The following is a 24,202-nucleotide window of genomic DNA, read 5'->3' as shown; positions in this document are numbered from 1 at the left end:
TAAATTATATTACAGTCTGACTTTTTTCATCATTCTTTTTTCATGCTCTTCTACATACCGCTTAAGTTACATCCCAAACGTCTCTTTATAACCCGGATAATCACGCTTTAGTCTCGTACAAATTAATCCCACATAACCGGACAATAGATTCATTTTCTTCATTGTTTAGTAGGATTCAAGATTGTACAACCCTCTTATATTTGAATTTCCGATAAGCTTTATTCGAAAGTAGGCATCTTAAACCGGTATAAAAATCCTCCCATCATAGATGCGACACGATCAGGTCTGCCTTGTTTGATCCCGTCATAAGTATCTGTACGGATACCGACTTTAGGTTCGGCATACAGATACAAAGAAGATGCTACTCTTAATTTAAACTGTACACCGGCATCCAGTCCCGGCACCGCTTTGAATTCTCCTTTACGACGTACCAAACCAGCGGTAACTCCCACAAAAGGAACAACATCTATCACATGATCGGGACTATACCCTTTTGCGAGGGTAGCCAGGCTCATCATATAATCCATACCTAAACCGGCATAATGGAGATTCATTTTTGATGGTGTTTTTGCTTTGTACATAATCGTTCCGTTTACCCGCCATGCAGATAACGGAGTGTACCATTTACCAATACTCCCTTTAGCTTCTACCCCCATATTCTTAATCAGTTCTTTATTAGCTACTAACAGACTGCCTACGCCCAATGCTCCGGAGACGAAGTAACGTTTGTCATCCTTACTAAATTCACTACGATTGGCTACTTTTGAATAAGGAACAAAACGATAATGCAATCCGGCATTGATAGCCACCATTACATCTTTCTGCATAAAGCCCAAATTGCCTTCGATGAATTTATCTCCATACAGTCGAACCTGTGGCTCAATATACAGACCTAGAAAATCATTCACGTGCCATAGCCCCTGTATGCCTGCGTTAACACCCGGTTGGAATTGGTGATCTGATTTGGAAGTATAAGCAAGGTTGACACCCACCAAACCGATTAATTCAAAGATACGGTCGGGATTGTATCCGCTCATGGCGGAAGTCACATTCCACAGATAGTCAAGACCTCCACTGACACTGACATGTCTAAGCTTGCCGCCTTCCACATTGCCAGGAACTACATAATTGGTAAAAAAGCCTCCCGTACCTACCAGACGCAGACCGGAATAAGGACTAAACCATTTACCTATGGAAGCAGAGACTTGCGGTCCCCATGAACTAACTTTCTCAAGATTGGTTTTATTCAAGAACAGTTGCATACCGATTCCCGAAGTCATAAATACATTATCTCCTATATGGTTACTTGAAAATTGGTTCTTCGGACGGGCAGCACGATCAATGGTATGGTAAGTCAACCCAACATTCAATTCTCCAAGTTGATCTGTATTTCCACCGACTCCACAGCCGCCTGCATATCTCTTATGATAAACGTTGAGACGAGGTTCTACAAACAAATCAACAGAACGATTGAGACGGAAACTTCCTTGTACACCTACTCCTACACCCGGAGCGTACTTGGCTGTTTTTTCAACTCCTTTTGTTCCTGACAAATTCACACCGGCAATACCCATCAAAGTAAATAACCTGTCCTCGTCATATCCCCAAAGAATGTTATTGATATTCAACATATAGTCTGCATGTAAATCTACATGTTTGAAGTAGCCGCTCTCACTGCCGGAAGGAGTATCACAAAGCCCCACCGTCCCGGACAAACGTAAACCGGAAGAGCGACTGAACCATTTACCGATTCCGGCAGAGAACTGGGGTCCCAATCCCTTAACCGTATTCTTAATTCCCGGAACCTTCAACGTACTGATACCACCGGATAAAGAGATGAACATATGATTCAGGAACGAACTGTTATCGAAATCGTCAAAATGAACCTTAGTACCCATCGGAGCAGCAGGCATATAGGTGAGACCTACCAGAACCGAACCTCCCATCTTATAGTTTCTCCAACTTTCCGTATGCGCGAAACCGTCATTATACCATCCGATCCGCGGCTCTATAAATAAATCCAATGTAGGAGCAAGACGCACATTTCCCTGTAAACCGAAATGAGCACCGTAGTAAAGATCGCTCCCCCCTTTCAGCCCCGGATAATTACCGGCACGTTCACTATTATCATTGACCTTCGAATAACCAGCCTCTATCCCTGCGATACCCAACAATTCAAAACGCCGGTGTTCATCATAACCAAATGCAAGAGAAGACATATTCAACATATAATCCAAGCTACCTCCGCCTATCTTTATCTTAGAAGTATATATCTTTGACGGTAAATACCCCATATTCACACCCAACCGAAGGCCATGAACGGGAGTGATCCATTTTCCCATAAAAAGATGAGCCATCATTCCCGGTCCATCCTGACTGCTTCCGCTTGTCAACAAGCTATATGGCCCTATTCCGGCAGAGAAAAAAAGATGTTCATTGAATTTGTTGCTTTCAAATTTCTCATAGGCAGGTCTCTTTTGCAACATATACTTCAATGCACCGTAATCTTGTGCCTGCAAGGTGACAGCAAGCATCATGAATGATACCACCGCCACATATTTATTTTTGATTTTGAGGATATTCATCGTTTACTCTTTCGTTGTATTATCATTCTTTATTTTTTGCTCTTCGGGCAACAAGTCAATAATGTCACCATCAACTCTCGCAGTCTCCAATAAGGAAGGATCAAGCTCCAAAGCTTTCTCAATACTCATAATAGCATCACCCACTTTCTCCATACGATTGGCAGCAATCGCTTTTATATAATATTCGCGGGCTGTCTTCACCTCCATTGCCGAGATTTTATCCCAGGCTTCCTGATTCTTCTTCATTGCCAGCAACATTACTATTTCGTTGAAAGGACTGGTAGCCGCCACTTTTTCAAAAGCATCATTATAATAGCCGGCCATTGCCTGAACAATAGCTAATAAGTCGCCAGATACAGTCTCTTCCGGAACTAAAGTCAATATGGAATCGGCTTTCGTATATTTTCCTTCGTGCAGCAAAGCTATGGCTTGGTTAGATAATAATTCGGAAGGTGCTGACTTGCTGACGAAAGGTTCAAGAATTCTCGAATCCGGTGCCTCTTTCTGTATAGTTGCTACCGCCAGTTCATTGGCTGCATACGTAAAGTTATCATAGATTTCAAGTGCTTCTCTGCAATATTTCTCTTTTTCATTCAGATCCTTTGCAGTTGCAATCATACGGTAAAACTCAAACCGGGTCAGTTCTTGCGGATTCTTCTTATAGAGTTGTCTGATTTCCTCGTCCGTCAGAGAACGGAAAATGGAATATCCGTATGTGTATTGCACTTTTCTTAATTTGGGCAGATACATTTCGGCTATCTCTTTATAGAAAGGTTTCGTTTTCAACGCATGATTCAATCGGTACGGAGTAGCCTCATATTGTTTGATTAACTCTTCCACACTTTTGGCCAAATCTTGTTTTGAATCTTTTTTCAGCAACTGCACCACTTCTTTCCAGGAAGCAACCGATGCATCAGATTTTACTTCCAAAAGTTTACGTGTTCCGGGATCTAATTGCGACAAGATACGTTCCAATGCTTTATCTGTACGTAACTTGGCCAGTTTTAAATTCGACTCATAAGAGCCGTCCGGTGAAGCAACGCCCGTTATATGGAAGCTCTTTAAAGAAGCATCCGGATTCGTTTCAATGCTACGCAATTCCTGATTCAAACGATTCAGCTCCACTTGATTCCGTGGATTTTTATCATCCAGATTGGCTTTACCTACAACGAATGTCAGATTCACTTCTCCTTTAGTGTCCCTCAACTGCATCACTGGTTTCGGAAGGTATTTCTCATCCGTCAGATTGAAAGCGGAAAATTTATATTCCAAGAAACGTAGCGGATTGACTGTTCCCCGTGCAATGGAGAAAGAATCACGATAAATTATATTCCGATAATTCTCCATGGCAAGATGCACATCCGCCCGGTAATCATGTTGCAGATACTCTATATAAATCGAATCATGGTAAGCTATGATGTCTCCTTTGCGGGAAGAAGTTGTTTTTACCTGAATATATTCATGCAAAGGATCTTTTTCTATCTCATAATCGTACATCCGGCGTTGTGTTGTATTGTACGTGCCTCCGTCGAAAACCACAGGACGCATCAACAGTCGTCTCTTTAATGTCACATCATAAATGGAAGGTTGCAATACCAGGCGGCGATGCGAATTAAACATTTCCTTCGGCACCGGGACACGGGTTTTCAGATGGAAATAGTTTCCTTTGATTTCAATGTCCGTAGGTTCGGGAACCACTTTATCCTTTATCTTGGAAGTAATCGTTACTTCATCCAATTCGATCACAGCATCTCTCAATACGACATTGAGAATCTGTTTTCCATCCACTTTCACCGTCTTATCCTCATAACCGACACACGTAAACTTCAATGAACCGTTTTTCTCAACCAATACACTGTATCGGCCATCTTCGTCGGACATTTCTATGCGTTCATCATTTGCAGGATTCAATACATTCACATTCGGGACACTTTTGCCTTGCGGATTGGTGATGTGTCCCTGTACGCGGATACGTTGCGCAGATACACTCATGCAAGATACCAGCATCACCATGCCAAGTATTCCCATTAATCTATCACGTTTTAAATTGACTTTCATTCTTTTTTCGGCTAACTAATGTTCGTTCTATTCATCGGATAATATAAACAAAGGACACTCCCAGTTTAACAGGCGCAATAGTAGTCTTGCTATCATTGACTACTTCCGGTTTTGGAGTACCCTTATCATACTTAAACTGACGGTAACGCATCACACCTATTCCGGCTGTTGCCTCGATGTTCCAATGCTCTCCGAGAACCCATGCATATCCATAGGTCAAACCGGCAGCATATGCATCTCCTTTGTGATACACATCCTTTACCATCATATTAAAATTATTCACGAAAGCGGTGACACCAAGAAAATGGCTCACCATCGGACGATTTAGCCAATAACGTACTTCCGGCTGAAAATGCGTGAAAGTCGTTTTAAAATTGTCTGTACTGATCGGATTCCCAGCTACTCCCATATTTAAGGAGACATGGCGACCCAAAATAAACTCCGCTTCGATATTCGGACTAGCTGTCAGCCATCCCAATGCATTTGTTTTGACAGCTACACGTTGCGCATGTACATGTACACCGCAAGATAATAACAGAAATGATAGCACAACCCCTAGCCTGCAACCATTCCGCATTACATACATCATAATTTATTTCCCACTAAATATTTCCCACTAATACTTACCCATAAAAAGGGCTTTCTGTCTGTTTCTCTTAAGCATCAGACAGAAAGCCGCAAATTTAGAAAAAATATGGCATTTAAAACGTTTGAATACGTTTTTTTATTGCTTTTTTTCATTCAGAATCATTTTAATCAGACAGATAATAACGTAAGTCGCGATGTTATTCCTGATTTTATCTTCTTGCCATTAATAACCACTATACAAGGAACAGAAGATAGAAATAATCATGCATCTTATCCCCTCCCCGCTCTTTCCGGCTCCGGAATACATCTACATAATATCCTTTCCCGGTTCCGCCGAAGCAGGAAAACAGTTTAGGTTTACTACCTATTAAATACGAAGATAGAGAATTATTTACCTAATTACCTTCATAAAGAGCTATTTTATTTGCTCAAAAACTGCATTTATTCGAACAAAGAGCTATATTTGCAAAAAACCGACTAACAATTCTGATACTTATGAAAATTTTATCTATCCATGATTTGGCAACAATCAGGAAGAGAGCAGAGCACAATCTTTCATTGCGCGAAGAAAGTAATGAAAAGGTGACTGAAAAGTGTTACGGACTGGCATCCGGCGCACAACATCTTCAGATTCTGATCTGCGGTGGTACAGGCTGTAAGGCATCTTCCAGCCAGGGCATTACAGATAATCTTCTAAAAGCCATCCAAAAGAACGAAATCACCGACAAAGTAGAAGTCATCACCGTAGGCTGTTTCGGCTTCTGTGAAAAAGGTCCTATCGTGAAAATTATCCCCGATAATACCTTTTACACCCAAGTCACTCCCGAAGATGCGGAAGAAATCATCAACGAGCATATCATCGGAGGACGAAGAATCGGACGGTTGCTGTATGTAGATCCTAAAACGGAACATACTGTCAGCGACTCCAAGCACATGGATTTCTACCGGAAACAACTCCGCATCGCATTGCGTAACTGCGGTTTTATCGATCCCGAAAATATTGAAGAGTATATCGCCCGTGAAGGATACTTTGCATTGGCCGATTGCCTGCTTAACAAACAGCCGACGGACGTTATTGATATTATCAAACGTTCGGGACTTCGCGGACGTGGCGGTGGCGGTTTCCCGACGGGGCTGAAATGGGAATTTGCCAACAAACAAGAGTCAGATGTCAAATACGTGGTTTGTAACGCTGATGAAGGAGATCCCGGTGCATTCATGGATCGTTCCATTATGGAGGGAGACCCACATTCGATTGTAGAAGCGATGTGTGTCTGCGGTTATTCCATCGGTTCCACCAAAGGACTGGTATATATCCGTGCGGAATATCCGCTAGCCATCAACCGACTGAAGACAGCGATCAATCAGGCACGCGAATACGGACTATTGGGGGAACATATCTTAGGGACAGATTTCAGTTTCGACATAGAAATACGTTACGGAGCCGGAGCTTTTGTCTGCGGAGAAGAAACTGCCCTTATTCATTCGATGGAAGGAAAACGGGGGGAACCGACTCTGAAACCTCCCTTCCCTGCCGAATCCGGTTATCTGGGAAAACCAACCAATGTGAATAATGTGGAAACACTTGCCAATATTCCCATTATCCTGACCAAAGGAGCCGACTGGTTTGCAACGATTGGCACAGAACGTTCCAAAGGAACCAAAGTGTTTGCTCTTGCAGGAAAGATTAATAATGTCGGGCTGATCGAAGTGCCGATGGGAACCACTCTTCGGGAAGTAATCTACGAAATCGGAGGAGGTATCAAAGGCGGAAAGAAATTCAAAGCTGTACAAACAGGAGGACCGTCAGGCGGCTGTCTGACAGAAAAACATCTGGACACTCCCATTGACTTTGACAACCTTCTCTCGGCCGGTTCCATGATGGGGTCCGGAGGGATGATTGTCATGGATGAGGACGACTGCATGGTATCCGTAGCCCGCTTTTATCTGGATTTTACAGTGGAAGAGTCCTGTGGGAAATGCACACCTTGCCGCATTGGAAACAAACGTCTGCTGGAACTACTGAACAAGATTACAGAAGGAAAAGGCACAGAAAAAGACCTGGACACACTTGCCACTTTGGGACAAGTCATCAAAGATACGGCTCTCTGCGGACTGGGACAAACCTCTCCAAATCCCGTTTTATCTACATTGGATAACTTCTACGATGAATATATGGAGCACGTGCGGGATAAGACTTGTCGCGCCAAGCAATGTAAATCACTATTAACGTATACCATCAGTCCGGAACGTTGCATTGGCTGTCATCTATGCGCCAAAAACTGTCCGGCGGATGCTATCAGCGGGCTAGTACGCAAGCCACATGTCATTGCCCCCGATAAATGTATCAAGTGCGGCATGTGCATGGCACGCTGCAAATTCAACGCTATTCTTGTCTGCTAAAATCGATTACTATGGAAGATAAACAAATCACCCTCCAGATAGACGGTCATTTCATCACCGTTCCCGAAGGAAGTACCATCCTTGAAGCCGCCACGAAAATCGGCATCAACATACCTACTTTGTGTCACATCGACCTGAAAGGCACCTGCATAAAGAACAATCCTGCTTCCTGCCGCATCTGCGTGGTCGAGGTAATAGGACGCCGCAATCTGGCTCCTGCCTGCGCTACCCGTTGCACGGAAGGAATGGTAGTGAAAACCAGTACGCTACGTGTGATGAACGCACGCAAAGTGGTAGCCGAACTTATCCTATCGGATCATCCCAACGACTGTCTCACCTGCCCCAAATGTGGCAATTGCGAACTTCAGACATTAGCGCTACGCTTTAATATCCGCGAAATGCCTTTCAATGGAGGCGAGCTCTCTCCCCGCAAACGGGAAATCACTGCTTCCATCGTTCGCAACATGGATAAATGTATTTTCTGCCGCCGCTGCGAAAGTGTCTGCAATGATGTTCAGACAGTCGGTGCGCTCAGTGCCATCCGTCGCGGATTCAACACGACGATAGCCCCTGCCTTTGATAAAATGATGACGGAAAGTGAATGTACTTATTGCGGACAATGCGTAGCTGTCTGTCCGGTAGGCGCACTGACCGAACGCGATTATACGAACCGTCTGCTCGATGACTTAGCCGACCCGGATAAAGTGGTGATTGTGCAAACAGCCCCTGCCGTACGTGCTGCCTTGGGTGAAGAATTTGGTTTTCCTCCCGGCACACTGGTAACCGGAAAAATGGTTTATGCCCTGCGTGAACTGGGATTCGACTACGTATTTGATACTGACTTTGCCGCCGACCTCACCATTATGGAAGAAGGATCGGAGATACTGAACCGTCTGACGCGCTATCTCAACGGAGATAAGTCCGTACGGTTACCTATCCTGACTTCCTGTTGTCCGGCATGGGTAAACTTCTTCGAACATCACTTCCCGGATATGCTGGACATTCCATCCACCGCCCGTTCACCGCAACAGATGTTCGGTTCTATCGCCAAATCTTATTGGGCAGAAAAAATGGGAATTCCCAGAGAAAAGCTGGTAGTCGTATCGATCATGCCCTGTCTGGCAAAGAAGTACGAGTGTGCCCGCGATGAATTTAAAGTGAACGGTATTCCTGACGTAGATTATTCTATTTCCACCCGCGAACTGGCACGACTGATTAAACGAGCCAATATCGGTTTCCCGCTGGTATTGGACAGCCCGTTTGACAATCCGATGGGTGAGTCGACCGGTGCCGGCGTTATCTTCGGTACGACAGGTGGTGTAATGGAAGCCGCCCTCCGTTCTGTTTATGAAATTTATACCGGAGAACCTCTGAAAAATGTGAATTTTGAACAAGTACGCGGACTTAGCGGTGTCCGGCGTGCTACCATCAACCTAAACGGATTTGAATTAAAAGTAGGCATCGCACACGGACTAGGCAACGCCCGCCATCTACTGGAAGATATACGGAACGGGCACAACGAATATCATGTAATCGAAATTATGGCTTGCCCCGGAGGCTGTATCGGAGGGGGCGGACAGCCGTTGCATCACGGCAACTCGGAAATATTGTATGCACGCGCCAACGCCCTCTACCGCGAAGACGCCAACAAACCTTTGCGCAAATCACACGAAAATCCGTACATCAAGACCTTGTACGAAGAATATCTCGGCAAACCGCTGGGTGAAAAATCGGAAACGCTCCTGCATACACATTATTTCAACAAAGCGATTGATTAACTTTTAAACCAAAAGGATTATGTCAGAAATAAAATTAGCCTGCGATGTGGCAGAACAAGTCCGAACGATTTGCGACAAGCACGGAAACAACCCGGGCGAACTAATCAATATTTTGCACGAAGCGCAACACCTGCACGGCTACCTGCCCGAAGAGATGCAACGCATCATCGCTTCCAAACTAAGAATCCCCGTATCGAAAGTATACGGAGTGGTCACCTTCTATACCTTCTTCACCATGACTCCGAAAGGAAAACATCCCATTTCCGTCTGCATGGGTACGGCATGTTACGTGCGCGGCTCCGAGAAGTTGCTCGAAGAATTCAAACGCGTACTAGGCATCGAAGTCGGCGAAACTACACCGGATGGAAAATTCTCATTGGACTGCCTGCGCTGCGTAGGTGCCTGCGGACTGGCTCCGGTGGTGATGATTGGCGAGAAAGTGTACGGAAGATTGCAACCGATAGATGTGAAGAAGATTATCGAGGAGTTGGAATAAATGTCCGGAATAAAAAAGTGGCTGCCTTGATTTTTCAAAGCAGCCACTTTCAAACATTTTCTAAACAAAAAAAGCGGAGAGAACGAGATTCGAACTCGTGATACCCTTTAGGGGTATACACGCTTTCCAGGCGTGCCTCTTCAACCACTCGAGCACCTCTCCTTATTTTCCAATAAAGAAACAGACAATGGAAATATATTTTCCACAAAAGAAATAGCAGCTTAAAAGCTGCTATCCTAGCGGAGAGACAGGGATTCGAACCCCGGGTACCTCGCAGTACAACGGTTTTCAAGACCGCCGCAATCGACCACTCTGCCACCTCTCCAAAACTTCCTTTTCAGAAGTGCTTTTCGTTAAAAGCGGTGCAAAGGTACGAATATATTTTAAACTTACAAGAGTTTTCACAAAAAAAATCACGAATATCATTTCCAAAGAATAGCAATATCTAGGTATTTTATGTTGAAAAGCATAAAATGGAGCATATTTATGCTGATTATATGAAAAAACGTTGTAACTTTGTGCGCTCTAAAGAAAAGGATAACTACAACCTCTAATTTTATCATTTATGGAATTAAATAAGATCTTTAAAGACGGTCTCTGGAGCACAGAAATCAACGTAAGAGATTTCGTTAGTCACAACATCACTCCGTATTATGGAGATGCTTCTTTTCTCGAAGGACCTACCGAACGCACAAAAGCTGTATGGAATCGCTGCCTCGAAGCACTGGCAGAAGAAAGAGCCAATAACGGAGTACGCTCACTGGATAATGTCACCGTCTCAACCATCACTTCTCATAAAGCCGGATATATCGACAAAGAAAACGAACTGATCGTCGGTCTGCAAACAGATGAACTTCTGAAACGTGCAATCAAACCTTTCGGAGGTATCAACGTGGTGAGCAAAGCCTGCCACGAAAACGGTGTGGAAGTAGACGACCGCGTAAAAGATATCTTCACTCACTACCGCAAAACTCACAATGACGGAGTATTTGACGTATACACCGAAGAAATCCGTTCGTTCCGTTCTCTGGGATTCCTCACCGGACTTCCTGACAACTATGCCCGCGGACGTATCATCGGCGACTACCGCCGTATGGCTCTTTACGGTATCGACCGACTGATTGAAGCTAAAAAAGAAGATTTGCGTAACCTTACCGGTCCGATGACCGAAGCCCGCATCCGCCTGCGCGAAGAAGTGGCAGAGCAAATCAAGGCACTGAAGGACATGAAGGTAATGGGCGAATACTACGGACTCGACTTGAGCCGTCCTGCCTACACCGCACAAGAAGCAGTACAATGGGTGTACATGGCTTACCTTGCTGCCGTAAAAGAACAAGACGGTGCTGCCATGTCACTGGGTAACGTTTCTTCGTTCCTCGACATTTATATGGAATATGAATTGAGCAAAGGAACCATCACAGAATCTTTCGCACAGGAGCTGATCGACCAGTTTGTCATCAAACTGCGTATGGTGCGCCACCTGCGTATGCAATCTTACAACGATATCTTTGCCGGCGACCCGACATGGGTAACCGAATCTCTGGGCGGACGCCTCAACGACGGACGCACCAAGGTGACAAAGACTTCTTTCCGCTTCCTGCAAACACTCTACAACCTCGGCCCTTCACCGGAACCGAACCTGACTGTACTGTGGAGCCCGGAACTGCCGGAAGGATTCAAAGAATTCTGCGCAAAAGTATCCATCGACACTTCTTCCATCCAATATGAAAACGACGACCTGATGCGTGAAGTACGCCAGTCTGACGACTACGGAATCGCCTGTTGCGTATCTTATCAGGAAATCGGAAAACAAATCCAGTTCTTCGGCGCACGTTGCAACCTGGCAAAAGCCCTGTTGCTTGCCATCAACGGCGGACGTTGCGAAAACACCGGTACGGTAATGGTGAAAAACATCCCCGTACTGACAAGTGATGTCCTCAACTTCGAAGAAGTAATGAGCAACTACAAGAAGGTATTGACGGAAATCGCCCGTGTTTACAACGAAGCGATGAACATCATCCATTATATGCATGATAAGTATTACTACGAAAAAGCCCAAATGGCTCTTGTAGATACCAACCCACGCATCAATCTTGCTTACGGTGTAGCCGGACTTTCTATCGCCCTCGATTCACTGTCGGCCATCAAATATGCCAAAGTGACTGCACGCCGCAACGACATCGGTCTGACAGAAGGCTTCGATATTCAAGGTGAGTTCCCTTGCTTCGGTAATGACAACGACAAGGTAGACCACCTGGGTGTTGACCTGGTCTATTTCTTCAGCGAAGAATTGAAGAAACTTCCGGTTTACAAAAATGCCCGTCCTACTCTGTCTTTGCTCACCATCACTTCCAACGTGATGTATGGCAAGAAGACAGGTGCTACTCCCGACGGACGCGCCAAAGGTGTCGCTTTTGCTCCGGGAGCCAACCCGATGCACGGACGTGACAAGAACGGTGCTATCGCCTCTTTGAGTTCCGTAGCGAAATTACGTTACCGCGACTCACAAGACGGTATCAGCAACACCTTCTCCATCGTTCCGAAATCACTGGGAGCTACTGAAGAAGATCGCGTAGAAAATCTGGTGACAATGATGGATGGTTACTTCACCAAAGGCGCTCACCACCTGAACGTGAACGTACTGAACCGTGAGATGCTTTACGACGCCATGGAACATCCGGAAAAATATCCGCAACTCACCATCCGTGTTTCCGGTTATGCCGTAAACTTCGTGAAGTTGAGCCGCGAACATCAATTGGAAGTAATCAGCCGTAGCTTCCACGAACGTATGTAATCAGATCTACTCAATATGACAATAAACGTACATTCATACGAAAGTATGGGAACATTCGACGGGCCGGGCTTACGGCTCGTCGTTTTTCTTCAAGGATGCAATTTCCGCTGCCTGTATTGTGCCAACCCCGACACAATAGCCGGAAAAGGAGGTACACCTACCCCACCGGAAGAGATTGTCCGCATGGCTATGAGCCAACGTCCTTTTTTCGGGAAACGCGGAGGAGTCACTTTCTCCGGAGGAGAACCTACGTTTCAGGCCAAAGCACTGGTTCCTCTAGTGCGTGAACTGAAAGAAAAGGGAATACACGTGTGCATAGACAGCAACGGAGGTATCTGGAACGAAGAAGTAGAAGAACTTTTCAAACTGACGGATCTTGTATTGCTGGATATTAAAGAGTTCAATCCGGCACGCCATCAGGCACTGACCGGAAGAAGTAACGAACAAACCATCCGCACGGCAGCATGGCTGGAAGAAAACGAGAAACCTTTCTGGCTGCGTTATGTATTAGTGCCCGGATACAGCGATTTCGAGGAAGACATCCGCCAACTGGGAGAGGCCTTGGGAAAGTACAAGATGATTCAACGAGTGGAAATCCTGCCTTATCATACACTAGGCGTACATAAGTATGAAGCGATGGAGCAAGAATACAAGCTGAAAGACGTAAAAGAAAATACCCCCGAACAACTTGAAAAAGCCGCGGAGGTATTTAAAGAGTATTTCACTACTGTGGTGGTCAATTAACCACCACAGTAATAAATAGGATAAAAATCACCATGTCTCTGCTTTCGCCTCGAAACAGGGACACTCTTTGATCCGCTCCCAAGGGTCAACAATTCCATTATAATTAGTGTCAGGGCTCAAGTCCCGGTGACCGACCACCTTTGCATCCGGATAACGCTGCAGCAACTCACTTACCAGACGATGCATCGCCTCTTTCTGGCGGGAAGTACGTGTATCCGCTGCCTTTCCGTTCTCATCCAGCCCGCCTTCATAGCACACCCCTAAACTAATCGCATTAAAACCGCGTGCATGAGCACCCACCGTATCTTCATCCCTCATCGGCTCTATCTGTCCCGACTTGCGAACGTAATAATGATACCCCCAACACGAAAAGCCCCGAAAGCGATGGGCAGTGTCCACATCCTTCGCCGTGAAGTCGCGATCGACACGGGTAGCAGAGCAGTGAATCACAATCAGACTAATCTTTCTCATCGTCCTTTTCCCTTTCCGTCGTTTTCACATTACACACTTCCTTATGGGTAGCATTGAAGCGCACCTCTCTCACAATTCTGTTCCGCTTTCTTTTTCCGAAGAAAGGCACAAGGAACATGATTACATCCAAAATCTTAGTTACAATTTCTTTCATTTGATCTAATATTAAAGTTATCATGCTGCCGGATCCGGAGCTTCTCCGCTTCCACCACCGTCTGAACCGCCACCGGAACCTTTGTCATCGTCTTCTCCTTCATTGCCGCTACCGCCCGTTTGAGCCACCGCACGCGTCGTTACCTGCTGATAGCTAAGAATCTTCGTGATGTCCGCCAACGTCTTTCCGGGACGGAAAATAATATGGGCAGCCGTAATCAGCGAACTTGAAAACTCCTTGACCGACACAGCTCCTTCACTGTTCAACCCGATCTGCAAACTGCCCAAATCACCCAGCCGGACTATTCTTCCCGCTTTCAACGCACGCTTCGCCTCATAAAGAATACCCGAAATGGCGGCACGCACATCTGTCTCCGTACAGGTAGACCGACTGGTGATTCCCTCGCACAACTCTTCAAAATCCAACTCCCCCGAAGCCTGTGCCTGCGCGTAATACTTTGCCGACTCATCCTTTTTGGCAGGATTCTTGCGCGGCACTACTGAATAAGTTACTGTCATTGCCATAATAAAATAATTTTAAGATTTCACACATTTCGAACGCGTTCCCTATTTGTTAACGACATAAAGATAACACATTTTTCACCCTCCGGATTCCCCAACGAAGTCTCCTGATATTCTATGAATAATAATGACGTTATTCTTTTAATAAATCATTAATTTTCAGTAACTTTATAGCATAAACCAAACATCATTCATCATGTATTATCCGGATCAGCCGTTTCATATCCGCACTTATAAAAAGTCGGAACTAGCTCATCTTTACAACCCCAACGTATGCCTCAAAGTAGCCTTACAAATACTACGTCGTTGGATTGTCTACAACCTTCCGCTCCTGCAAGAACTCGAACAAGAAGGCTATCGTGCCCGCAACCGCCTTCTCTCTCCCCGGCAGGTGGCAACGATCATACGCTATTTGGGAGAACCCTAGGAACTTAATCGAAAAAACGAAAAGTTCCATTCTATTATTTTACAAACAAATTTCTTTGCAACCGCAAATTAAAAAGAACAAACCAACATGGATCATTTTACCATCTTTCAAGACTTTTACCGCGTCATAGCCGAAATGACAGAAGAAGAAATCGTATCGGCCATCAGCAACGGCACATACCGGGAAACAGTGGAGGACGTGCGCCGAATCTTCGCGGAACAAGGCGAGAAAGCAGCTAACGAAAAGAAAATAGAACTACCGGAAATCACCTTTTCAGCCAACTACCGGGGAGGACGTTCAAACGCAACTCTCGTCAAGTATCTGGGATACATCGTGGTAGACATCGACCATCAGACACAGGAAGTATTGGCACGCATCCTCGCACTGGCAAAAAAGTGTGCCCACACCCGCATCGCCTTCATCAGTCCCAAAGGAATGGGACTGAAAATCGTGGTACGTGTATGCCGGACGGACGGGACATTGCCCGAAACGATTCAGGAAATTGAAGATTTCCATCATGCCGCTTATCACAAAATCGCTTCCTTTTATGCCCAGCTCTGCGGAGTTGAGGTCGACACTTCCGGGCAGGATGTCAGCCGCACTTGCCTGTTCTCTTACGATCCGGATATTTATTTCAATCCCGATGCCACAGCTGTCATCGTGGAACAGCCACCGATGTTCTTCAAGTCTCAAAAGAAGAAAAGGGCATCCGGCAAAAAGAAAAAGACGACAGCACCAGACAACAATCCCCTCACCGAACAAGTGGCACTCAACTACCATTCCTCGCACGCTTCCTTAATGGTGACTCTGAACTATTATCACAATAAATCCGAAAAGTACGTCACCGGCAACCGGAACAACTACCTGCATTGCCTGGCTTGTATGTACAATCGCTACGGCGTCCCCCAGGAAGAGGCGGCAGCTTTTATCAAGAGCCAGTTCACAGATCTTCCCGCGGATGAAATGGACGCACTGATCGGGAGTGCTTACGGACACAACGAGGAATTCGACACCCGCAAGCTGAATAGTACGCAGAAGCGAATGTTACAGATTGAGCAACATATCAAAGAAAATTATGATACACGCTACAACGAAGTGCTTCATATCATGGAATATCGCAGAAGGAAAACGGACACGGAGCAACCGGAACCTTTCCATATTCTCGACGAAATGATGGAAAACAGCATTTGGATGGAGATGAACGAACTAGGCTATTCGTGCACCGTCAAGACGATTCAGAATCTGATCTACTCCGACTTCAGCATCACCTACCATCCTATTCGCGAGTATTTAGACTCGCTGCCTGAATGGGACGGAACGGATTATATCGGTATCCTTGCCAACAGCGTGCATACTAGTCACCAGAAATTTTGGGTAGAATGTCTGGAACGTTATCTGGTGGGAATGTGCGCTGCCGCCACACAAGACGATGTGGTGAACCACACTGTTTTGTTGCTTTGCAGCGAAATACAGAACATCGGAAAGACTACGTTTATCAACAACCTGCTGCCGCCCGAATTGCGCGCCTATCTTTCTACCGGTCTTATCAACCCGAGCAACAAGGATGATCTGGCCAAAATAGCGCAAGCAATGCTTATCAATCTGGATGAGTTTGAAGGGATGAGCGGACGGGAACTGAATATCTTCAAGGATTTGGTTACCCGCAAAGTAATCAGCATCCGCCTGCCATACGCGCGGCGTTCGCAGAACTTTCCTCACACGGCTTCTTTTGCCGGCACATGCAATTACCAGGAAGTGCTTCACGACACCACAGGTAACCGCCGTTTTCTCTGCTTTCATGTCGACTCGATGGAGTTTATCAAAATAAACTACGCGCAGTTGTATGCACAAATCAAGTATCTGCTCAACAAGCCGGGGTATCAGTATTGGTTCACCCAGTCGGAAAACTCACGGATTGAAGAGAACAACGAGGATTTCATTTTCCACTCACCGGAAGAAGAACTGGTGTTGACACATATCCGCAAACCGGAACGTTTCGAAAAGGTGCATTATCTGACGGTCACTGAAATTGCGGAATTGATTCGCGAACGGACGGGGTATCAATATTCTCACGGAACCAAAGCCCAACTGGGAAAAGTGATGTCCAAACACGGCTTCGAATTTCATAAGGGAAAAAACGGGAGAAGATACACTGTATTCATTATTGATACGGAACAGGTGAAATCAAACAGGCTATATGAATAAGATTTCATCTCCTTCGCACGCAAAAAGGTGAGGGTTGGTGAGGGTACTTTTGCAACTTTTCATTTTTATATTTCTTATTTCTATTCTTCTATTTTCTTCTAAAAAAAAATACGAATGTTAGAAATTGACCCTCACCTACCCTCACCTTTTCCTTTTTCTTCCTCAAAAAAACGGTGGGAAATTTGAAAAAGACAGTTATCTTTTTCAAATTTCCCACCATGTTTTTTTAATCGCTTCTTATAAAGACATCGAAAATTCGATCCTACAACCTAACGCATTCATGATGCGATAGAAGGTAGAAACCTTAGGTTCTGTCTGACCACTTTCCACTCTTGAAATATAAGAACGGTCGGAACCGATACGCCGGGCTAACTCTGCTTGAGTAATCTTAGCCTTTTTCCTTGCGTCTTCGATAATTTGCCCGGTGTAGAAAGCATACGCTTTTTCTTCTGCTTCCGCACGAGTAACAGTTCCTTCCTTACCAAAACGCTCATCTATTAATGCGCTGACGTTAAAGAATTCCTCATTTGTTTTTGCTTCCATAATACTCCTTTCTTAATATCTTTGCTTTTTCAATTTCTTTCTTTGGGGTCTTTTCTGTTTTCTTTTGGAATCCGTTAAAGAGTATCACAATACGTCCTTCATCGAAACAAAAGAATATTCTATATATATTACTCTGGTACTCAATACGAAGTTCATAAAGTCCTTCTTCTATCAACTTCATAAACTTCAAAGGTATTCTGTCCTGCGTTTGCAATAGCATTAACACATATAATATCTTATCTTGGGTGCCAGTATCCAGACTATCAAAGAACTCTTTGAAATATCCTTTATATGCGCTATTATTTCTCTTTTCATACTGCAAATATACGAATTGTTGTTCAACTATACAACAATCATCTTTTTATTTTATATTATTTTTCCTCAAATTCTCCGGCACGCTTTTTCTTCTCATAAGACACCAGCGTCTCTACACTAAGCGTTTTCCCATTCTTAGGGCTTATCACATCTACAACGCTTGCTAACGCACGAAAAGTCTGTTCGCAATTTGCTACTCCGTCATACGTCAACCTACCCAGATTGATGGCATCGAGCACAACAGAGACATATTGCTTCGGATTTCCCCGATACTCGATGATGACAGGCGTGAGATGCGACACCTCTCGAGTCAGTTGACCGACGATTCTTTTTTTTGGTCGAGCAGATCCATTAATTTTTCACTATGCACATTGATTTGTGCGGTTACTTCACGAAGTTCATCTTTCAATGAACACAATAATTCATCATTCAATGAATTTTCCATAAAACTTTTTATTTAATTGATTATAAAAAAGCCATTCCAGAAAGATAAGCAATCATTACTTACTTCCCGGAATGGTGTCTAATACCTTGAAAACAAAGACTTATATTCTAACCTAATGTACTCACTTTAATCCACTTCTTTTGATTTTGCATTCCATACCAGCAAAGCAAACAACACCGAAAGCAAAGCAGCACCAATCCAAAACCAATTGATATACGTGAAGTCATAAACATCTACTCCATTCTGAACAGTCTTTTGCCCTTCTATCAGAATACCGCTCATCACGTCCTGCAATCCGGCTCCGATGTAGCTGGCAATACCTACTACTCCCAATGCAGCACCCGAAGCATTACGGGGAGCAATATCCACTGCCATCAAACCACCCAGAAAACAGATCAAAACTCCGATACCTAAACCGAAAAGTACCATTGCCAACACGTCTATCCAAAAATGAGCTCCCGGAACTAAGAGAAACAAACAGAGAGCAAACACATTCATCAATCCGAAAATTAACGCAGGAACATTGCGACGTCCACCAAATAACTTATCAGAAATAACACCGGAAAACATAGTACCGATTATGCCACAGACCGGACAAATAGAAATGATAAAACTGGCATCCAATGTGGAGTAACCCTTTTGGGCTTCCAAATAAAAAACACCCCAACTATTGATAGCGTAGCGGCTGATATACATAAAAGCACTCGAAAGAGCCAGTATCCAAATGGCAGGCATCAGTAATACCTGACGCTGTGCCTTATTAAAATCAGCCATTTCTGTTTCACTCATTTCTTTTTTCTTTTTGGGAACATTCACCGAAGGGAACCCCATGCTTTCGGGAGTATCATGGAAGAACTTCCAGACAATCAACGCTCCTATCAATCCCACTATACCGGCTCCAAAGAAACCATACCGCCAACCCAACACGCTGACAATTGAGGCTATTATCAGAAAAGTCAACGCTTCGCCGATATTATGGCTCGCAGACCAAAAGCCATAGTATGAACCACGCTCTTTGTCCGTAAACCAACGGGAAAGCCCTACTACACAGGATGCTGCTCCCATAGACTGAAACCAGCCGCTAATCCCCCAAAGGATAGCGAACAGGATAAAAGAATTAGTAAAACCGAGACAGAGGTTAACCAAAGCGGTTACCAATAAACCGGTAGTCATAAAACGGTTGATATTGCTACGGTCGGCAAGGAAACCGTTCGTGAATTTCCCGATCGCATAGGTGAAGAACAATACGGAACCTATGATGCCTAACTCTGTTTCCGAAAAAATGCCTTCATCTACAATAGGTTTCTTTACAACATTCAGACTAAGACGGCACACATAATACATACCGTAACCAAAAGTCGCAGAAAGGAAGGTAGACCATTTCAGAAACTTCAAACGGCGGGCATCGGATGAAGACAAAGCTTCTCCGTTACAAGGTCTCTTCACCGAGACCTTGTAAAAATTGATTAGTTGTTTCAACATGAAGGAAGTGCGTTTAGTCGTGAAGTTTCTTTTTACGTAGATACTCCAATAATAAGGCTGGACGGTCTGTTTGAATTAGCTTGGCTCCCTGGTCAATTATCCACCCCCAACTTTCATCCGGCTGATGAAGTTCTACTGCACGGTCGTCATCATGGCCGCCACATAGTTTAGGCCACAAAGAATTAACAAAAAGCCTTGCGCCACTATCACGCACTTTCTGAATCAATCGAAGAGTCTCTTTTTCATCATTATCAAAGACTAATTCATAAGCTATCGGTTTCAAATGTTTCTGATAACTGTCTATTATTTTTTCAGCATCTTCCTTATTTAAATTTATCACTGGCATAAAAATCACTTTATCCAATACTTCCCCGTTCTCCACTTTTACTTGTTCATAAGGAAGTCCAGCTTTGATAACACATTGGTCAACCGTTCCTGTTTTTTCCAGAATACAATAAGCCTCTTTAAAATAATCATACCCTTTATCAATATTGACTAATATTTTGCCCTTACATAATAACATGACTTCTTCTAAAGTAGGAATAAGATGAGTAGTCTTGTGAGCTGCTCCATTTTTTAGACGAAAACGCCGCAATTCTTCCAAAGTGTAATTTTCCGGTTTCCCTTTTCCTGTTGTTGTGCGATCAATTGTTTGATCATGCATCACAATGAGATGTCCGTCTTTCGTTTTCTTCAAGTCAACTTCGACCATATCAACTCCCATATCAATACAATTTTGTATTGCTTGCAAAGAATTTTCCGGTGCATTTCTCCAATCACCACGATGAGAAACCACCATCACCGAATGATTATTTTTATCTAACAAATTCGCACGTAACTTTCTATTCTGAGCATTTATCCCCGAAATAGTAATGAGCAACAAACTAAAAATGAATAACTTTCTCATATTGTTTCAGTATTTTTATCTATTGATTCTGATTTTTAAATAAGCTCTATCGTCAAAGGAGTAATTTCCCTTCTTTATACCTTTAGTACTTTTATATTGGCGCATACAAAGAGGATCATTCTCCAAAATATCCATCAAATAACATTCCGATTCCCTCAAAGTCGGGAACAAACAAGGATAGCCATCAGACGATAAGACTATCTGTGTATGATTTCCTATGGAGAAAATACGTACCTGATGCATATTAATGGGAAAACCATCAAAAACCGGAAAAGAATACGGTTGATTTTTATCAGGATTGTTTTGAAGTATAGCCTGCTGCTGGAGAAAACGATAAATAAAATTACGACCTGGATCATTGTTCAATAAATCATCCGGCGTAGCACCGTTTAACAAAGCTATTTCATTTACTACCGCACGCGCATTAGCCATTATAGCGTCAATTTCCTTTTCATTTGAAGAGTAAGTATTACCAAAAAGACACTGACAGTCCCCGATCTGCCATATTTCATTCTTTTCATAACTATAAATCACTCCATTGGCAGTTAAACGACTACCAGGTGTTTTCTTCAACTCTTCCAATAAACGATGCTGAACATAAAAAGAATGTATTTTCTCTGTTATCCTTTTCAGAGCTTCATTCGCATCAATATCTTTAGGGAAATCGCGTATCGCCTCAATGACCAGTTCCATCGCTATACGCCCCGTTTTTTTTCCATCAATCTCCAATTCCGATTTTGCCGTAGCGCCATCAATGACTGCTGCAAAATAGGGAGTTACAATTATCCCATCTTCATTTGTAGCGGGAGTATGCTTACCTTTCAAGAATACTTCTTCTACATCAAAATTAGGACTTGTTTGCATTGTCCATTCATTCTCTACGGAAAGGTAATCCCAATTTTCAATACATTCCCATTTCTTTTTCAATTCTTTCTTTTTCAAATAATTTATTAAATATGCAGGTCTGTCTGTTTGCAATATGGAAGCCCCGAGCGAATCTATCAAATAGCCATAACCTTCATCCGGATCAACTAAAGAGCAATCATCATCGTGACCGCCTGCATGGGTATTCCACAAAGTATTATACCAAATTCGTGCTCGCCCTTTCATCGCATTTTTTACTTCATAGGGTAATCTGTTCAAATCAGATGCAAATTTGAACTCTACCGCCACAGGATTTATTATTTGTAAATAGTCATCCAAACGCTGCATTGCATTTTTATCGTCCAAATTAATCTTTGGCATAAAGACGACCTTTTTTAGATATTTCCCATAGTTCTTTTTCACATAATCTGCCGGAACATCGCTTTTCATTATTACCATATCGGTCGTTCCTGTCTTCTCCAATAGGGTATAAACCTGATCAAAATAATCAAAAGCTTTGTCCAAATTAAGCATCACTCTACCTTTAGCAAACAGTAGTGCCTCTTCTAAAGTCGGTACTTTATAAATAGTTTTTATATGACAACCATTTCGCAATTGAAGTGCTTTAATTTCTGCCAGCGTATGATCTGCAACCAGTCCTTTGCCGGTCGTTGTCCGGTCCAACTTAGAATCATGCATTAATATCAAGTGTCCATCTTTCGTTCTTGCCAAATCAACTTCTACAATGTCTACCCCCATTTTTACTGCATTCTCTATTGCCTCTATGGAATTCTCGCAAGCATTTCGCCAATCACCTCTATGAGAAGCTACTAATACATTCTTGTTTTCAGGAGCAAACAGTTTATTGCGAATACTGTCTAATCTGGTCTGAGCAAATGAACTAATGCTCAGAATACAAAAGCTCACAAAAACAACTAATTTTCTATTTATCATGTTTCAGCCATTTCAATTATATCGGAATATATAAATAACTATCTTATCTATATATTCCAATATAACATAGTGAGTTTTCTAATATTGAGGATTTTGTGGAAGTATATTAGGATTATTCACCTTCTCAACTTCTGCACTAGGAATCGGGAAAATCAATCTATAATCCGGAATATCTATATCATAAGCGGCCTTTATGACCTCTTTTGCCGTTCCTGTTCTAATTAAATCGAACCAACGATTTCCTTCTAATGGAAATTCCAAATATCTTTCGTTCAAAACAGCTTTTTTAAAGTCTGATTGTGAAGGTACTTCCAAGGATGTCAGATTTGGTAGCCCTGCTCTATCACGTACTTTATTCAGATAATAAAAACCGCTGTTCTTTGAGTTAATATCCGTATCAAAAGATTCTTCGTTCAATACCTCCGCATACATCAAAAGAATATCTGCATATCGCAAAACGATAAAATCATTTCCAACATCTTTAGTAGATACATCCTGAATATCATAATATTTCATCGGTAAATAAACAGAACCACTCTTTTTGTACTCCAACAATCCTGCACGCGCATCATCACTATTATAGGCTCCTTTCAGGACGTCACTAAAATGGCCCAATGTTACATCCGATAGACTTAACCACATTCCATGACCACCGTCAATCAATGTTTTACTATATTTAATGGCAAACAAGATCTCTTTATTCATCTCATTATTCACATCAAAAACATCCTTTATATCAGTAAGCAAATCATATTTCTCTGTGATTATGATATTATTTAAATGAGTCTTTGCATCATTATATTTCTTATTTGTCAGATAAGTTTTTGCAAGAAGAGCTTCAGCCGCATTAGATGTCACCCGCCCTAAATCTGATTTATCATAAGTATCGGGTAACTGTAAAGCAAATATCAGATCGGATTCAATCTGCTCATAAACTTTGCCTACGCTTTCCCGAGGCATCTTCAAGGCCTCTCCATCGGAAAGTTCATGCACAACCAATGGCACTCCACCAAAGAGACGCACCAAATTAAAATAATGAAATGCACGAATGAAACGGGCTTCCGCCTCAAATTGTAATTTCTTGTCGGCATTGATTGTTGCATTCTGAATGTGATCTATCATCACATTACAACAACTTATTGCACTGTACGATTTCTCCCAAATATCAGCAATCAAACTATTTGTCTTGTTATCTTGAAAATGGTTGATTTCATATTTATCTTGAGAACCGGACGTAAAACTTGGCATAAACATATTATCCGAACGATACTCCAATACATCAAGAACGATTGTCGGATAATTCCGAAGCGACTGGTAACACGCCATTACCGCACTATTAAAATCATTTTCAGTTACATAAAATTCTTTAGCATTAGGCTGAGATTCCGGCGACAAATCTAAGAAGCCCTCACAAGAACTCAAACAGAAAAATGCACATACTATCAATAATTTATTCTTCATAATTTCA

At 43.2% G+C, this 24,202-nt stretch carries 21 protein-coding genes and 2 tRNA genes; 7 read left to right on the top strand and 16 right to left on the bottom strand.

All coding sequences use genetic code 11. The annotated features are described in order from the left end of the window. Positions 1 to 218: 218 nt before the first annotated feature. From GD631_RS12245 to GD631_RS12235, 3 genes are read right to left on the bottom strand one after another with little or no spacing between them, the layout of a single operon-like run. On the bottom strand, positions 219 to 2,585 hold the full coding sequence (locus tag GD631_RS12245) for a hypothetical protein (RefSeq protein WP_143257254.1): 2,367 nt from the start codon (positions 2,583 to 2,585) through the stop codon (positions 219 to 221). 3 nt (positions 2,586 to 2,588) lie between these two features. Next, complete coding sequence (locus GD631_RS12240; RefSeq protein WP_143257253.1) at positions 2,589 to 4,643, bottom strand: carboxypeptidase-like regulatory domain-containing protein; 2,055 nt, start codon at positions 4,641 to 4,643, stop codon at positions 2,589 to 2,591. Positions 4,644 to 4,674: 31 nt separating this feature from the next. Next, entirely contained in the window at positions 4,675 to 5,220 is a 546-nt protein-coding gene (locus tag GD631_RS12235) for a DUF3575 domain-containing protein (RefSeq protein ID WP_143257617.1), read from the bottom strand. Between the two features lie 506 nt (positions 5,221 to 5,726). Here GD631_RS12235 and nuoF point away from each other — a divergent pair. Genes nuoF through nuoE form a run of 3 tightly spaced genes read left to right on the top strand, consistent with a single transcriptional unit; the run spans position 5,727 to position 9,908 of the window. Next, entirely contained in the window at positions 5,727 to 7,634 is a 1,908-nt protein-coding gene (nuoF, locus tag GD631_RS12230; RefSeq protein WP_143257252.1) for an NADH-quinone oxidoreductase subunit NuoF, read from the top strand. A gap of 11 nt (positions 7,635 to 7,645) precedes the next feature. Next, the gene (locus GD631_RS12225) at positions 7,646 to 9,412 is read left to right on the top strand and encodes an NADH-dependent [FeFe] hydrogenase, group A6 (RefSeq protein ID WP_143257251.1); all 1,767 of its coding nucleotides are present in this window, start codon (positions 7,646 to 7,648) and stop codon (positions 9,410 to 9,412) included. Between the two features lie 19 nt (positions 9,413 to 9,431). After that, the gene (gene nuoE / locus GD631_RS12220; protein WP_143257250.1) at positions 9,432 to 9,908 is read left to right on the top strand and encodes an NADH-quinone oxidoreductase subunit NuoE; all 477 of its coding nucleotides are present in this window, start codon (positions 9,432 to 9,434) and stop codon (positions 9,906 to 9,908) included. Positions 9,909 to 9,982: 74 nt separating this feature from the next. Here nuoE and GD631_RS12215 read toward each other — a convergent pair. Together GD631_RS12215 and GD631_RS12210 are read right to left on the bottom strand one after the other, a co-directional pair. After that, positions 9,983 to 10,070: transfer RNA gene (locus tag GD631_RS12215), tRNA-Ser, on the bottom strand. Between the two features lie 78 nt (positions 10,071 to 10,148). Next, a tRNA-Ser gene (locus GD631_RS12210) sits at positions 10,149 to 10,233 on the bottom strand. 240 nt (positions 10,234 to 10,473) lie between these two features. Here GD631_RS12210 and pflB point away from each other — a divergent pair. Beyond that, positions 10,474 to 12,702, top strand: coding sequence for a formate C-acetyltransferase (pflB, locus tag GD631_RS12205; protein ID WP_004305839.1), 2,229 nt, complete (start codon positions 10,474 to 10,476; stop codon positions 12,700 to 12,702). A gap of 15 nt (positions 12,703 to 12,717) precedes the next feature. After that, positions 12,718 to 13,446, top strand: coding sequence for a pyruvate formate-lyase-activating protein (gene pflA, locus GD631_RS12200; protein WP_143257249.1), 729 nt, complete (start codon positions 12,718 to 12,720; stop codon positions 13,444 to 13,446). Between the two features lie 27 nt (positions 13,447 to 13,473). On the opposite strand, the gene GD631_RS12195 is transcribed toward pflA, so the two are convergent. The 3 genes from GD631_RS12195 to GD631_RS12185 are packed head-to-tail and all read right to left on the bottom strand — an operon-like array spanning position 13,474 to position 14,595. Then, positions 13,474 to 13,917: an N-acetylmuramoyl-L-alanine amidase gene (locus GD631_RS12195; RefSeq protein ID WP_004305837.1), complete on the bottom strand. Its 444-nt coding sequence runs from the start codon at positions 13,915 to 13,917 to the stop codon at positions 13,474 to 13,476. Next, positions 13,904 to 14,095, bottom strand: coding sequence for a hypothetical protein (locus GD631_RS12190; protein ID WP_004302306.1), 192 nt, complete (start codon positions 14,093 to 14,095; stop codon positions 13,904 to 13,906). Before GD631_RS12190 ends, GD631_RS12195 begins: the two co-directional genes overlap by 14 nt. Then, entirely contained in the window at positions 14,092 to 14,595 is a 504-nt protein-coding gene (locus GD631_RS12185; protein WP_004305836.1) for an HU family DNA-binding protein, read from the bottom strand. Before GD631_RS12185 ends, GD631_RS12190 begins: the two co-directional genes overlap by 4 nt. A 193-nt stretch (positions 14,596 to 14,788) precedes the next feature. Here GD631_RS12185 and GD631_RS12180 point away from each other — a divergent pair, with 193 nt between their 5' ends. Beyond that, positions 14,789 to 15,019: a DUF4248 domain-containing protein gene (locus GD631_RS12180; protein WP_004305834.1), complete on the top strand. Its 231-nt coding sequence runs from the start codon at positions 14,789 to 14,791 to the stop codon at positions 15,017 to 15,019. 87 nt (positions 15,020 to 15,106) lie between these two features. After that, positions 15,107 to 17,224, top strand: coding sequence for a virulence-associated E family protein (locus GD631_RS12175; RefSeq protein ID WP_185911453.1), 2,118 nt, complete (start codon positions 15,107 to 15,109; stop codon positions 17,222 to 17,224). A 237-nt stretch (positions 17,225 to 17,461) separates the two neighbouring features. On the opposite strand, the gene GD631_RS12170 is transcribed toward GD631_RS12175, so the two are convergent. From GD631_RS12170 to GD631_RS12140, 8 genes are all read right to left on the bottom strand, one after another. Then, positions 17,462 to 17,767, bottom strand: coding sequence for a helix-turn-helix domain-containing protein (locus GD631_RS12170; protein WP_004325432.1), 306 nt, complete (start codon positions 17,765 to 17,767; stop codon positions 17,462 to 17,464). Next, the gene (locus GD631_RS12165; RefSeq protein WP_143257248.1) at positions 17,748 to 18,089 is read right to left on the bottom strand and encodes a type II toxin-antitoxin system RelE/ParE family toxin; all 342 of its coding nucleotides are present in this window, start codon (positions 18,087 to 18,089) and stop codon (positions 17,748 to 17,750) included. The genes GD631_RS12170 and GD631_RS12165 overlap by 20 nt, the downstream gene beginning before the upstream one ends. 49 nt (positions 18,090 to 18,138) lie before the next feature. Next, positions 18,139 to 18,384: a hypothetical protein gene (locus tag GD631_RS12160; RefSeq protein ID WP_004315521.1), complete on the bottom strand. Its 246-nt coding sequence runs from the start codon at positions 18,382 to 18,384 to the stop codon at positions 18,139 to 18,141. A gap of 8 nt (positions 18,385 to 18,392) precedes the next feature. Then, positions 18,393 to 18,527 carry a hypothetical protein gene (locus GD631_RS22280; protein WP_004302294.1) on the bottom strand — a complete coding sequence of 45 codons (135 nt, stop codon included), beginning with the start codon at positions 18,525 to 18,527 and terminating at the stop codon, positions 18,393 to 18,395. 126 nt (positions 18,528 to 18,653) lie between these two features. Further along, entirely contained in the window at positions 18,654 to 20,009 is a 1,356-nt protein-coding gene (locus GD631_RS12155; RefSeq protein WP_143257247.1) for an MFS transporter, read from the bottom strand. A gap of 13 nt (positions 20,010 to 20,022) precedes the next feature. Next, on the bottom strand, positions 20,023 to 20,916 hold the full coding sequence (locus GD631_RS12150) for a glycerophosphodiester phosphodiesterase family protein (RefSeq protein WP_143257246.1): 894 nt from the start codon (positions 20,914 to 20,916) through the stop codon (positions 20,023 to 20,025). Between the two features lie 15 nt (positions 20,917 to 20,931). Then, positions 20,932 to 22,734, bottom strand: coding sequence for a glycerophosphodiester phosphodiesterase family protein (locus tag GD631_RS12145; RefSeq protein WP_143257245.1), 1,803 nt, complete (start codon positions 22,732 to 22,734; stop codon positions 20,932 to 20,934). 78 nt (positions 22,735 to 22,812) lie between these two features. Continuing rightward, complete coding sequence (locus GD631_RS12140) at positions 22,813 to 24,195, bottom strand: RagB/SusD family nutrient uptake outer membrane protein (protein WP_008770866.1); 1,383 nt, start codon at positions 24,193 to 24,195, stop codon at positions 22,813 to 22,815. Between the last annotated feature and the right edge of the window lie 7 nt (positions 24,196 to 24,202).

The organism is Bacteroides luhongzhouii, assembly GCF_009193295.2.
Classification (GTDB): Bacteria; Bacteroidota; Bacteroidia; order Bacteroidales; family Bacteroidaceae; genus Bacteroides; species Bacteroides luhongzhouii.
The sequence above is the reverse complement of the archived record's forward strand: the minus strand, read 5'-3'. Positions and strand labels throughout refer to the sequence as shown.